Origin of the sequence: Acinetobacter sp. Tol 5, from assembly GCF_019702905.1 — a bacterium.
Classification (GTDB): Bacteria; Pseudomonadota; Gammaproteobacteria; order Pseudomonadales; family Moraxellaceae; genus Acinetobacter; species Acinetobacter bereziniae.
The window spans coordinates 166,984-180,699 of the sequence record NZ_AP024708.1 but is presented as its reverse complement, the minus strand read 5'-3'; the positions used below and the strand labels follow the sequence as shown (position 1 = coordinate 180,699).

The 13,716-nt window shown below is 39.5% G+C and carries 13 protein-coding genes; 3 read left to right on the top strand and 10 right to left on the bottom strand.

All coding sequences use genetic code 11. From position 1 onward, the window contains the following. Positions 1-109: 109 nt before the first annotated feature. The 3 genes from TOL5_RS00805 to TOL5_RS00795 form a co-directional block, all read right to left on the bottom strand. Positions 110-877 carry a transporter gene (locus TOL5_RS00805; protein ID WP_009585528.1) on the bottom strand — a complete coding sequence of 256 codons (768 nt, stop codon included), beginning with the start codon at positions 875-877 and terminating at the stop codon, positions 110-112. Positions 878-892: 15 nt separating this feature from the next. Continuing rightward, positions 893-1,435: an ankyrin repeat domain-containing protein gene (locus TOL5_RS00800; RefSeq protein ID WP_005035149.1), complete on the bottom strand. Its 543-nt coding sequence runs from the start codon at positions 1,433-1,435 to the stop codon at positions 893-895. 176 nt (positions 1,436-1,611) lie between these two features. Then, the gene (locus TOL5_RS00795; RefSeq protein ID WP_004826046.1) at positions 1,612-1,965 is read right to left on the bottom strand and encodes an HPF/RaiA family ribosome-associated protein; all 354 of its coding nucleotides are present in this window, start codon (positions 1,963-1,965) and stop codon (positions 1,612-1,614) included. 499 nt (positions 1,966-2,464) lie between these two features. On the opposite strand from TOL5_RS00795, the gene TOL5_RS00790 reads away from it, so the two are divergent. The 3 genes from TOL5_RS00790 to TOL5_RS00780 all read left to right on the top strand — a co-directional run bounded on the left by TOL5_RS00790 (position 2,465) and on the right by TOL5_RS00780 (position 4,721). Continuing rightward, positions 2,465-3,187 (top strand): outer membrane protein OmpK, encoded by a 723-nt coding sequence (locus tag TOL5_RS00790; protein ID WP_004826043.1) that lies wholly within the window; start codon positions 2,465-2,467, stop codon positions 3,185-3,187. A gap of 112 nt (positions 3,188-3,299) precedes the next feature. Next, positions 3,300-3,818: a GNAT family N-acetyltransferase gene (locus TOL5_RS00785; protein ID WP_009585467.1), complete on the top strand. Its 519-nt coding sequence runs from the start codon at positions 3,300-3,302 to the stop codon at positions 3,816-3,818. A gap of 162 nt (positions 3,819-3,980) precedes the next feature. Further along, complete coding sequence (locus tag TOL5_RS00780; RefSeq protein ID WP_221260634.1) at positions 3,981-4,721, top strand: hypothetical protein; 741 nt, start codon at positions 3,981-3,983, stop codon at positions 4,719-4,721. A 63-nt stretch (positions 4,722-4,784) separates the two neighbouring features. Here the strand turns inward: TOL5_RS00780 and urtE are convergent, their stop codons facing one another. The 7 genes from urtE to TOL5_RS00745 form a co-directional block, all read right to left on the bottom strand. Then, positions 4,785-5,483 carry an urea ABC transporter ATP-binding subunit UrtE gene (gene urtE, locus TOL5_RS00775; RefSeq protein WP_005035141.1) on the bottom strand — a complete coding sequence of 233 codons (699 nt, stop codon included), beginning with the start codon at positions 5,481-5,483 and terminating at the stop codon, positions 4,785-4,787. A gap of 13 nt (positions 5,484-5,496) precedes the next feature. Continuing rightward, positions 5,497-6,333, bottom strand: coding sequence for an urea ABC transporter ATP-binding protein UrtD (gene urtD / locus TOL5_RS00770; RefSeq protein ID WP_004826035.1), 837 nt, complete (start codon positions 6,331-6,333; stop codon positions 5,497-5,499). Beyond that, positions 6,333-7,403, bottom strand: a complete 1,071-nt coding sequence (gene urtC, locus TOL5_RS00765; RefSeq protein ID WP_005035138.1) for an urea ABC transporter permease subunit UrtC — start codon at positions 7,401-7,403, stop codon at positions 6,333-6,335. The genes urtD and urtC overlap by 1 nt, the downstream gene beginning before the upstream one ends. 4 nt (positions 7,404-7,407) lie before the next feature. Beyond that, the gene (gene urtB / locus TOL5_RS00760; RefSeq protein WP_009585466.1) at positions 7,408-9,057 is read right to left on the bottom strand and encodes an urea ABC transporter permease subunit UrtB; all 1,650 of its coding nucleotides are present in this window, start codon (positions 9,055-9,057) and stop codon (positions 7,408-7,410) included. Positions 9,058-9,155: 98 nt separating this feature from the next. Continuing rightward, positions 9,156-10,445, bottom strand: a complete 1,290-nt coding sequence (urtA, locus tag TOL5_RS00755) for an urea ABC transporter substrate-binding protein (protein WP_009585460.1) — start codon at positions 10,443-10,445, stop codon at positions 9,156-9,158. Positions 10,446-11,051: 606 nt separating this feature from the next. After that, positions 11,052-12,932: a DNA topoisomerase IV subunit B gene (gene parE, locus TOL5_RS00750; protein WP_046760646.1), complete on the bottom strand. Its 1,881-nt coding sequence runs from the start codon at positions 12,930-12,932 to the stop codon at positions 11,052-11,054. A gap of 16 nt (positions 12,933-12,948) precedes the next feature. Next, positions 12,949-13,533 (bottom strand): YqiA/YcfP family alpha/beta fold hydrolase, encoded by a 585-nt coding sequence (locus TOL5_RS00745; RefSeq protein ID WP_121774566.1) that lies wholly within the window; start codon positions 13,531-13,533, stop codon positions 12,949-12,951. Positions 13,534-13,716: the final 183 nt, after the last annotated feature.

Genomic DNA, 13,716 nt, shown 5'->3' with positions numbered 1-13,716 from the left:
TTTACATTTTAAAAAGAGCATAACCAAGTTTTTGCCTATCTAAAAGCATAAAAACTCAGCAACAAAAAAAGGAGCAGTTTAACTGCTCCTTTTTTCTGAACGGTCTGGTTTAGAATAAATAGGAAATACCAAAACCTGCTTTATAGCTACGATCGCGACCGTTTAAATCAACACCGACACTACCATCAAGCTGAGTGCGTTCATTCACAGCATAGATCAAACCTGAACCTAGACCATATTCATAATTTTTGCTTTCAGTTTTTGAATAAACGAATTCAGAAAAACCTGAAAGATTGCCTGCAATTTTATAGCCTACTGTAGGAATAGCTGTGACTGACCAATGACCATCTTGCACCGCATAGTCCATAGTGATACCCGTATTAACCAAATCGTTATACTGGTAAGCTAAAGATGTTCCAATACTGTAAATATCGTCTTCTTCAGAAAAACCTTCATTGCCCGTTGCAATCAATGCTTTTGCCAAGATCGCCATAGACAACTTATCATCTTTTAAATCAATGGCTTTTTTAATCCCAATAGAAACATCACCCAAACCGGAGTCATCGTCTTTAACGCCTCTATACTTGGTTTGTGTCCAAGCTGGACCTTGCCAACCTAACTGCAATTCCATACTTGAGGTTAAACCTGTACGAAGTAGCATATCGCCATTGAGGGTTACAGTTTTTGCTTTTGCGCCATCTACTCGGGTTTCAGTGTAGGTTGCAGTTGGTAAACCTTGCTCCCAAGCCAACTGACCTACTGGAGTAATTCCTGTTCCAAAACCTGATCCAGGACGATCAAAAGAAAATTCTGCTGCCATTGCGCTTATACTTAGGCTCGAAGCAAGGGCTAATGTGATTCTATTTAAAATTGCCATATGAAGACTCAAAATTTAAGGTAATTCTTTGGACATTTTCGCACCGCGACTACGTAGTAACTCTAAAGATTCTTTCTCTTCAGGTAAAGCCTGAGACCAATCTATTTGATCAAATTCACAATCAAAAAACAAATCACTGATCGATGACAAAATGGTTTTACCTTCATCATCTTTGGTATTAGGATCAACTTTATGATCTAACAGCTTTTGAATTACCGGCACACACGCTGCGCTTGCTGCATCCCATAAAGGACCATAACACTCTTCTGCATCCCACAAATAAAAATTTGCTTTAGCATCAATCAAAGCATTTAAAATGTCTAAATGTGGTTGTAAATCTTGAGCTTTTTGTTCCGCACTTAGGGGCTGCCCTGCTTCATAAGCATCACAGATTTTTTCCCACCATTTAAATAATCCATCTGACCAGATAGATACTGCTGGACCTTTTTCTGGCTCCATAAAGTTAGGGTCAAACCCATCTGCGAGCAAACGTTTCACTTGAGCAAGGTCTAAATCTTCTAAAGCCTGTATAAAGACTTGTTGTTGTGCTGATAACATTTTGATCTCACTATTCTATTCCTATCAACATTATGACGAATATTTTAAAAATAGCTTTGAAAAAATTTAATACTTCATTTTTTTGGTTTAAATGGCATTTATTGTTAACTTATGACAAAGTGCATCGCATTTTTTGTTTTGATTCATAAAAAAAGGCCCTAAGGCCTTTTTTCTACTCATGCTTCATCCGCATCTGCAAGTTCTAACTTACCACCACGTGGATTTTCAGTTTTCTCCAAAACATGCTCTAAACTACGTTTTACGCGATCGATCGCACCATGTAATGAGAGATCTATATTTTTAGCTCGATGTTTTACCACCACCGGTTTTAGACCTGCTGCTTTCACTTCGATCATGCATTGAATATCATCATCCCCACCTTTGTCCCCATTTTCATCACTGATATGAACTGAAAATTGGGTAATACGCTCACTATGACGTTGGAATTCTTGATTTAGCTCGTCGCGTACATAAGTAATTAAACGATCACTATTTCTAATATTTTTATCTGTACGGATTTCAATATTCATAAAAAAACCTCTTTTTTCATCTAAAACAGTGCAAAACTTATATTTTTGGCTCATTCAAAGCCTACTGTTTAAAACAGCTTTTCACCTTCAATAAATTGGAACCTTAACTCCTCTATTGCAAAGATGAACACTTTTAATGATCTGCAGATAGGTGTTCTTATATCTTCAATATCAGGCTATATTGAAAAATATGCAAGCGGATTTTTAACTTTTTTATGAAAACAATATGAAAAATGACATCTTGTTACTTTACTTTATAATTCAATGATTTTTTTAAATTTTTTAGCATTAATCCTGAGTAAATCAATCAACTCTATATAAAAGGATGATGATTGCGTGAATATAAAAGTTCATTTTCTAATTTATTTTTAGATTCACTTTTTCAACACACTTCCCTACTTGATGTTTACATATTTATTTACATTCCATCTATTTTTAGCTTTATTTTTATCGCGGAATCTGTATCCTTGAAGCGCTTTTCTTGGGGGAAAGATTTTTCATGAAACTTACACATCTCGCTGCGATTTGTGCAATCGCTTCAACTGCAACTATGGCTCAAGCTGCGCCAGTTTGGCAAGATTTTAGTATTACCGGTCTTTATGGTGAAAACTATGAATTAACGCCAGATGAAAAACAATCTACAATTACGTTTGAGTATGCAGCAAAGCTAAAATACGGCGATTTTTTTGCATTTGCAGACCGTACTAACAGTGGTGGTCAATCAGACACTTATTTTGAAGTTTCACCACGCCTCAGTTTAGGTGCAGTTTCAGGGAAAAAACTTGAACTTGGTCCAATCAAAGATGTATTGATCGCAACCACTTGGGAAGGTGGTAAAGATATGAACAACTACCTCTATGGTGTTGGCGTAGATTTAGCGATTCCATATTTCCAATATGCACAATTAAACTTCTACCGTGCCAATAACGAAATCCAAGAAGATGACTATCAATTGACATTCACTTATGGAATTCCATTCAAAATTGCTTCTGAAGAATTCTTAGTAGATGGTTTTCTAGATTGGTCAACTGCAGAAAAAGATCAAGTTGCTCACTCAAGTGAATTAAACTGGACAACACAATGGAAATGGAACGCTGGTAAACACATTTCTCCAGATACTCGCCTATATCTTGGTGTTGAACATTCTGTATGGCATAACAAATATGGCGTTCCTGGCAAAGATGAAAATAACGTCAGTGCACTTGTGAAATATCACTTTTAATTGATATTGAATAGATAGATGAAAAAGCAAGGTTTCAACCTTGCTTTTTTATTGCCCTTAAAAATAAATCTTTCTAAAATAAACAGACAAATTTGCCTCTGACCTAAGATTCATGAATTTTCAGATCCGCCCTGCGAAAACCTCAGACCTGACTGAGATCATGCATATTTATAATCAAGAAATTAAAACAGGTCTAGCCACTTGGAATAGTCAATTAAAAACCTTAGAAGATTATCAACAATGGTTTTTAGAACTGGAACAAAATCGATTCCCCGTGTTTGTGGCAGAAGAAACCTCTACTCACGCGATTGCAGGTTATGCCGATTATGCAAGTTTCAGAGCAATCAATGGCTATAAACAAACTGTAGAGCATTCTGTTTATATTGATCCAAGCTATGCACGGCAAGGACTGGGTAAACGCCTGATGATCAAACTCATTGAACATGCGCAACAACAAGGCATACATGTCATGGTTGCTGCAATCGATCACGAAAATGCAGCATCAATCTATCTACATCAACAACTCGGATTCATCCAAACTGGCTATATGCCTCAGGTTGGTCAGAAATTTGGCATGTGGCGTGATTTGGTGTGGATGCAACTTAATTTTGATGAAGCATTAAGCGGGTGAAATTAAAAAATAAGTTTCTTGCAAACTAAATATATCTCTATAGTCAAAGCGCTTGATTAGAATTGGATGTTAATTCAAGATGAAAAATCACACATTTTGTTTTTGGCTTTTCCAAAATCTGTTGTATAACAATGAATAATATTGCCTACTTTCCGAGCATTTATGAATAAAATTATAATCAGCCTACTGGCACCATTGGCTCTGATCCTGCATACATCAAGCTACGCTGCTGATTATGTTGACCCAAATGTCAAACAAGGGTGTGCCAAACTTAGTCAATATCGTAAATTAGGACAAAAATTTTACGACCAGAAAAATTATAAAAAAGCACTTGATCAGTTTCAAAAGCAAGCATCTTGGAGCGATTTTTGTCAGTCGGTTGGTCAAGAAGAAACTGGCATCCAAGTTTCAGACAATGACATCGACATTGCCAATAATAATGTGGGTTTAACCTATAGCAAACTCAATCAACCCTTATGGGCAAGAGCATGGTTTCAAATTAAACCCACAAAAACCAGTCAATTTAATTTAAAAAAGTTAGCAGTCCCTCAAGCAAATAGTGACTTTACCGGAGAATATGTCAGTTATGCTGGTTTTGGTGAGTGGAATCGGGTTAATGTTAAAAAGCGTGATCAGAAATATCACATCGAATTCACTGGTTTATGGATGAGACCTCGAAGCCTAATTTATGGTCCTAATATTGGTGAGTTTGAAACAGAAATGCCACTTCAAGCGAAGAAAGCAAGCTATCGTTATAAAAATTGTCGAATTGCCATCAATTTTACTTATAGCCCGTCTTTAGGAAATTTTATTGAAGTGGAACAATTAACTGAACAGACCGATTGTGGCTTTGGGATGAATGTTTCATCAACGGGCTATTATCAGAAAGTTGAACCTCGATAATATAGGGTTTAATCCCCACCTCTCTTCACTTAGGGAGGTGGGGAAAATGTTTTCTAGATTTTGTTAAATGGCAACTAAATCTCGAATCCCCTTTTCAGGCATTTCTTCCCCAATACCTTGTGCCACCACCTGACCACGTGCCATCACCGTATAATTATCCGCCAGCTCCTCAGCAAAATCATAAAATTGCTCGACCAATACAATCGCCATTTCTCCACGATCCGCTAATTTTCGAATCACTCGTCCAATGTCTTTGATAATTGAGGGTTGAATACCTTCCGTAGGCTCATCTAAGATCAACACTTTAGGTTCGGAAGCCAAAGCACGTGCAATGGCTAATTGTTGTTGCTGTCCTCCTGATAAATCGCCTCCACGGCGATGTTTCATTTCATCGAGAACTGGAAAAATTTCATATAAGTGCTCAGGAACTTTACGGGTTTTTGCGCCAGAAAATTTTGCCATGCCGATCAAAATATTTTCCTCCACAGTCAGTGTAGAAAAAATATCCCGCCCTTGTGGAACATAAGCCAACCCTGCTCTCACCCGTTGTTCAGGATTCATTTTGGCAATATCTTGACCATCTAGAAGAATCTGTCCTGACTTAATGGGTAAGATCCCCATCAAACATTTTAATAAGGTGGTTTTTCCTACACCATTTCTGCCCAAAACCACCGAGCATTCACCGATTGGCGCATTGAGGCTAACATCACGGAGAATATGACTTCCGCCATAAAATTGATTGATGTTTTTAACTTCCAACATAATACGTCCCCCCTTAGCGCCCTAAATACTTTTCAATCACGTCTTCATTCGCCTGAACTTCTGCCAATGTGCCTTCGGCGAGTATTGCACCTTGTGCAAGCACGGTGACTTTTTCACTGATGGTATCGATAAAGCTCATATCGTGTTCAACCACCAACAAAGTATGATTCTTTTTTAACTCCAAACATAATTCAGCAGTACGTTCAGTTTCTGCATCGGTCATACCTGCAACAGGCTCATCTAGCAGAATCAGTTTTGGGCGTTGCATTAATAGCATCCCGATTTCAAGCCACTGCTTTTGCCCATGTGACAATAAACCTGCTGGCTTTTGAATAAACTCTTGTAAACGAATTTGCTGCAAAGATTCATCTAATGCCAACTGTGCATCAGGGCTTAGTTTGCTGAAGAAACTTTTTTTCACCGTTTTATCTTTAGGTGCAGCAAGGAGCAGATTTTCCATGACCGTAAAATTTTCAAATACAGTCGGTTTTTGAAACTTACGACCAATCCCAGCTTCAGCAATTTGCTCGGTACTCATTTTGGCTAAATCATAGTTTTGACCAAAAAAAGCCGAACCCTCTGTTGGACGTGTTTTGCCTGTGATGACATCCATCAAGGTGGTTTTGCCAGCACCATTTGGACCAATGATGCAGCGTAATTCACCTTCTTCAATATAAAGAGACAAATCATTTAAGGCACGAAAGGAATCAAACCACACACTGACTTTTTCTAAATACAGTGCAATACCATGGCTAAAATCGGCGCCTTCGGCTTTAGGGCGACCGTAACCTTCACCAATTTGACCACCATGTTGAGCATTTAAACCTAAATCTGATAAGAGCGCTGACATTAGTGATCTCCTTTTTTAAAGCGTTCAAATAATCCGATCACACCTTTCGGGAGGAAAATAGTCACAACAATAAACAATGCACCTAGAATCAATAACCATGCTTCTGGATAGGCAACTGTAAAATAGGTTTTTACCCCATTAATTAATCCTGCACCGAGAATCGGACCAATCAGAGTACCCCGTCCACCTGCGGCAACCCAGACTGCCATTTCAATTGAATTGACAGGGTTCATTTCGCTTGGATTAATAATGCCTGCTTGCGGTACATACAATGCACCTGCAATTCCAGCAATAACTGCTGAAATGACCCATGCAGACAATTTATACCAAAGTGTTCGATAACCTAGATATTGCAAACGGTTTTCACTGTCACGAATCGCACCCAGTACTCGACCATAAGGTTTATTCATTAAACTGCGTAAACCTATAAAACTCAGGAGTAATACCACAGCCGTCAGGAAGCATAAGCTAGCTCGCATAGAAGCGGAGGTAATATCCATTCCGAGAATCGTTTTGAAACCAGTAAAACCATTGTTGCCACCAAACCCTGTCTCATTGCGGAAAAATAACAATGCTGCTGCAAAGGTCATGGCTTGGGTAATAATTGAAAAATACACCCCTTTGATTTTGGAACGGAAAGCAAAAAATCCGAAAATAAAGGCAATTACACCCGGGACTAAAACAACCAACACCAAGGCCCAAACAAAATGTTGAGTCCCAACCCAATACCAAGGCAATTCAGTCCAACTGAGAAACCGCATAAAATCGGGAAGTTGATCCCCTGCCGACTCTCGCATCAAGTACATACCAAAAGCATATCCGCCCAAAGCAAAGTAAAGCCCATGCCCCAGACTTAGAATGCCGGCATAACCCCACACCAGATCCAATGCAAGTGCGACCAAAGCCAAGCACATGATTTTGCCAATCAAAGTGACCCAATACGCTGAAAGATGTAGACTTGAATCCTGTGGCAGTACATGGAACCACGGTAAAATCAACATCACTGCAAAGCATATTGCGATCGCGATTGCACTGTAGGGTTTATCTGAAAGTAATGCAGTGATTTTCATATATTTACTCCACAAAACGACCTTTGATGGCAAATAAACCTTGTGGACGTTTTTGAATAAACAAAATCACAAGCACCAAGAGAATAATTTTAGCCAGCACAGCACCCATGCCGATTTCGAGAATTGTTCCACTGACACCAAGTCCCAGCGCCGCCAAAACCGCTCCCCAAACCTGCCCGACGCCACCAACCACAACGACAAGGAAAGCATCAATAATGTAGTTTTGCCCCAAATCTGGACCAACATTACCTACTTGTGCCAAAGCACAGCCTGCAAGTCCTGCAAGCCCTGAACCTAAGCCAAATGCCATCATGTCGATACGTGCCGAGCGAATCCCGACAGCCCGTGCCATTTGACGATTTTGCGTGACTGCACGAACAAATAAGCCAAACCGAGTTTTATTGAGTAGATAGACCAGTAACAGCAGTACAGCAATGGTAAAGACGATAATCGCAATACGGTTGTATGGCAGCATTAAACTTGGTGTGATTGAAATACCGCCTGAAAGCCATGAAATATTTGATACTTCAACATTCTGAGCACCAAAGATCATTCGGACCAATTGCATCAAGATGAGACTTACACCAAAAGTTGCCAATAATGTTTCCAGTTGACGACCATATAAGGGGCGAATCACGGTTCGTTCTATCAACATGCCAATCAAGGCACTAACAAGGAAAGCCGCAGGAATGGCAGCAATCAAATACCAATCCAGATATGCACCTAAATGTGTTTTAAAAAAGCTTTGCACCACATAAGTGGTGTAAGCACCGATCATGATCAACTCACCATGCGCCATGTTGATGACACCCAGTAAGCCATAGGTAATCGCAAGCCCAAGAGCAGCAAGCAGTAAAATACTTGCGGTACTTAAACCTGAAAAAACATGTCCAGTCCATTCACTGACCTGGATTCGTGTTTTGATACTGCTTTGTGCACTGACTAATACTGATTTTAATTCTGGGTTTAAGTTTGGTTGTGTCAGCGCTTGTTCAACGATGGCTAAAACATCAGGGCGATTAGAATCTTTTAAGGTTTTTGCAGCTTGAATTTTGGTCAAAGTATCAGGGCTATTAAAATCCATTCTGGCCTTTAGCTGTGCTAAACGTGCTTTGACTTTATTATTGTTTTCATCTAGATAAAGCTGATTGATCATTTTTATATCCAGCTCATCTAAGTTGTTTTCTAGAATATCAATCGCGGCAAGACGCTGTGAAACATCTGTAGACTGTAATTTGATTTTTGCTTGAGCAAAGCTCAAGGCTTTGTGTAGGGTATTGACCAAAGTCACTTGATTTAAATCACCCGGCCAATCCGTTATTGCTTGCTCATCGGGATAACTGAATAATTTATCCCCCTCTTTCATCAAATAAGTATTGCCTGAACTATCGGTGTAGAGTTGATCTTTTTCAACATAAGCAACCAACTGGTCCAGTTGTTCAATACTGGCAGGCCATTGATTGAGCATTGCACGGCGACTGGCGAAATCTCCGCGTACAAATTGCTGAATTGCATCATCATGAGATGCAGCTTTTTGTGTGGTTAATGCAGCTCCCGTTGGCGCTGTATGTGAGGATTCAGCAGAAATAGTTTGAATCAGGAACAACTGGGAAATCATAAAAAAAAGTGTTGCAAAACTTAGTCTGATCGACATACGCAACTCCCCCTATTCTTGTTGAAATACAATGACGCTTGATCTTGGTCATGGGTTAAGCTTGCTGAAACACAGCAAGCTTTGGGGTTGTAAAATGCCTATTTAGGAATATACGGACTCCACGGCTCCGCTTTGATCGGTTGAGGGCTCTTATACACCACATCAAACTGCCCATCGGCGCGAATTTGCCCAATCATGACGGGCTTATGTAAGTGATGATTGGTGGCATCCATGCTTAATGTATAACCAGAAGGTGCTTTGAAAGTTTGACCTGCCATTGCATCACGCACTTTATCCACGTCCGTTGTTCCAGCCTTTTCAACGGCTTGTTTCCACATATGGATACCGACATAAGTTGCTTCCATTGGATCATTGGTGACTAATTTGCTTGCATTCGGTAGTTTGTATTCCACTGCGTACTGTTTCATTTTATTGATAAATTCTGCATTTACTGGATTCTTCACCGACATGAAGTAGTTCCACGATGCCAGATGCCCGACCAAAGGTTTGGTATCAATACCTCGTAATTCCTCTTCTCCGACTGAGAATGCCATCACTGGAATATCCGAAGCTTTGATTCCCTGATTGCCCAATTCACGATAAAACGGTACATTGGAATCGCCATTGATGGTTGAGATCACAGCGGTTTTTTTACCCGCAGCAAATTTTTTGATATTTCCAACAATGGTTTGATAGTTACTATGACCAAAAGGTGTGTATTCTTCCATAATGTCTGCATCGGCGACGCCTTTAGACTTTAAGAATGCACGCAAGATTTTGTTGGTGGTGCGTGGATAAACATAGTCAGTACCTAACAGAACAAAACGTTGCGCCTTTCCACCTTCATCACTCATCAAATACTCAACCGCTGGAATCGCTTGTTGATTCGGTGCGGCGCCTGTATAGAAAATATTTTTAGATTGCTCTTGACCCTCATACTGCACAGGATAGAACAACAAACCATTGAGCTCTTCAACAACAGGTAATACCGACTTACGTGAAACGGATGTCCAACATCCAAAGATCACCGCCACCTTATCTTGGGTAATCAACTGACGCGCTTTCTCAGCAAATAGTGGCCAATCTGATGCTGGGTCAACCACGACAGGTTCAAGTTTTTTCCCCATCACACCACCGCTTGCATTGATTTCATTGATTGCCATCAATGCCGTGTCTTTAAGCGAAGTTTCTGAGATCGCCATAGTTCCTGACAGTGAATGTAAAATACCCACTTTGATCGTATCGCCACTTGCAGCAGGTGCCTTGCTTTCAGCGGTAGTTGGTTTCGCGTCAGTTTTATCAGCAGGCTTTGAACATCCCGTCAATACCATGCTCCCCATCATTGCAGCAACTAACAGTGTTTTTGAAAACATTTTTTGTTGGAACATGATTTTTTCTCCAAACCTTTTGGTGCATTTTTAAATGCATGATTTTGTTTATACCTAACAGGCTGGATTCAATTTCTATGCCAAGTGGAAAATTTAATTTTTTTGAATAGCTTTCTTAAAGCAATAACATATTGAAAATTAATAAAACTATCAGTGCTATTTTTTTCTCTAAAGCGGATGAATTATGCTCTACAAATACCTATCCAATAGGATAGAAAAGGAGAGGTAGTGAATCTAAAAATGCGAGATTAAAGTCCACACTGATCAAATTAAGTGCGATTTTTCCGCTTAAAAATGAGCAAAGAGAGTGCAGATTGAGTGTGATAAGCTAGGATAAAAACGGACAATTCCTGTACTTTTAAAAAGTCAATATCGTCAATCTGTTGAAAACTCATACCGTAAAATAGAACCTCTCTTGATCAATAAAATCAATGCGATGAATTTATTGTTGAATGATCTAAAGCTTTTATTGCCACGCTTTAGCGCTTATGAATAATCAAGCAGTTTGACTATAGGTTGGGCAATATGGATTTAAAAGCGGATAAAAAAGATGAGGTCTTCTAGACCTCATCTTTTTACAAGAACTTTTATCAAAGCATATGCTGTTTAAACAGTTAAATCTGCGAGATTACCTTTTTGCTCTAACCAGTCTTTGCGATCACTGGCACGTTTTTTTGCCAGTAATTTGTCCAATAAGCCTGCGGTATGATGTGCATCATCTAAATCCAACTGAACCAAACGTCGAGTGTTTGGGTCTAAAGTTGTTTCACGCAATTGGCTTGCGTTCATCTCTCCCAATCCTTTAAATCGGGTGATCTGCGGGTTCTTAGACTTTACTCTCTTTAAGATAGCTTCTAACTCATCATCATCCAATGCATAATAAACATCTTTAGCATCATCGATTCGATACAAAGGCGGCATCGCTACATATAAATGCCCTGCATCCACCATTGCTGGGAAATGTTTCACGAATAAAGCACACAACAATGTTGCGATGTGTAAACCATCAGAATCCGCATCGGCAAGAATACAGATTTTGCCATAACGTAATTCTGAAAGATCGTCACTTCCCGGATCCACACCAATCGCGATCGCAATATTGTGAACTTCTTGAGAAGCTAAAACCTCATCCGAAGACACTTCCCATGTATTTAAGATTTTGCCACGAATCGGCATAATGGCTTGGAAGTTTTTATCACGCGCCTGTTTGGCAGAACCGCCAGCTGAATCCCCTTCCACAATAAAAAGTTCTGATTCTTCAAGCGTATGTCCAACACAATCTGATAATTTCCCAGGTAGTGTAGGTCCAGCAACGATTTTTTTACGTTCAACTTTCTTTGCTGCTTTTAAACGTCGACCAGCTTTGGCAATCACGATTTCAGCCAATTGCATGGCAACTTCGGCATTCTGATTGAGCCACAGGGCAAAAGCATCTTTAGCAATATTCAAGACAATATTGGATGCTTCACGACTAGAAAGACGTTCTTTGGTTTGACCTGAGAATTGTGGTTCTTGGAATTTAAGTGAGAGAATGAAATTTACACCATCCCAAACATCTTCTGCTGACAATTTCATATTACGTGGCAATAAGTTACGCAATTCACAAAATTCACGCATCGCATCGGTAACACCTGAACGTAAACCGTTCACATGTGTACCGCCTTGTGCTGTTGGAATCAAATTGACATAACTTTCTTGAATCTGCTCTCCACCTTCGATATTCCAGCAAATTGCAAATTCAGCACTGGCACGCTCAGCTTCGCCTGTTGCAACAAAAGCAGGTTCAGGAATAATTTCACGATCTTGCAATTCATCCATCAAATAGTCGACTAAACCATTTTCAAATTGCCATTCGATTTTCTCGTCATTAATCTGATCAATATAATTAATCTGCAAACCTGCAGCCAAAACAGCTTTAGCTTTTAAATTGTGCTTTAACGCTTTAAGCGCAAATTTAGGCGAATCAAAATACTTAGCTTCAGGCCAAAAACGTACCGTTGTGCCTGTTGCACGTTTAGCAACTTTACCTTCTAAAACTTCTAAAGGTGCGACAGGTTCACCACGCTCAAAAGCCATTTTATAGAGATTGCCTTGGCGCTGAACCTCAACCTCAACACGATCAGACAAGGCATTTACCACAGAAATCCCGACCCCATGTAAGCCGCCAGAAAACTGATAATTGTCTGTACTGAACTTACCACCTGCGTGCAGTTTGGTCAGAATAATTTCGATGCCACTTTGTCCATACTCAGGATGAATATCGACTGGCATACCACGACCATTGTCTTCAACAGATAAAGAACCGTCTTTATATACCGTGACAGTGATTTTGTTGGCATGCCCTGCAAGTGCCTCATCGACCGCATTATCAATAACTTCTTGCGCCAAATGATTTGGACGCGTGGTATCTGTATACATGCCTGGACGACGACGCACAGGGTCTAAGCCAGATAATACTTCAAGTGATTGAGCCGTATATTGAGACACGTTTAAGTTTTTCCTTTTATTTTACGGAGTAAGATAAAAACTCCACAATCATGGGAATTTTATCTGCAAAATCTTCCATCGCATGATTACCATGCATTTCTGTCATGATCAAGGATGTGTGTGGAGCTGTACTATAATACCGTTCAGCCTCACGATAATCCAAAACTTCATCACCTTGTTGCAATAACACCATTATTTTGTCTGCATCTTGCACAAACGGTACAGCAATATCTTCCAAATACGCCAATTGAGCATGATCCAGTGTCCATTGTTCTGTCACCTGATAAGGCATATGCTCAGTTCCAAAAAGACGACGAAACAATTCCCATGGTCGCATAGCTGGATTAATTAAAACAGCGGGTACACCGTATTTTGCGACCAACTGTGTCGCATAAAAGCCCCCTAGACTGCTCCCAACTAAGACTACATCTGACCATTGTTCAATATATGCTGAAATTTTCGTCAACACATCTTTTGGATGTTGATTTAAATCAGGTAAATGCACATTATGCGATGAATGGCATCGACAGTAATCATTCAGTTGTTGCCCTTTAATAGACAACGAGCTACTTTTAAAACCATGTAAATAAATAATATTCATTGAAAATAGATTGCTTTTTCACCACTAATGTTTTAATTTTTAATGTGACTCAAATCACAGAATTGTTTTAATTTGTATGTTTGGGGATCTTGTCCGACAAAAAATTAAAACTTTAATGCAATTATCGGTATTTTAAATAGTGTTCAGGATGAACAAGATAAGATGATTGCCTAAGAATTTATA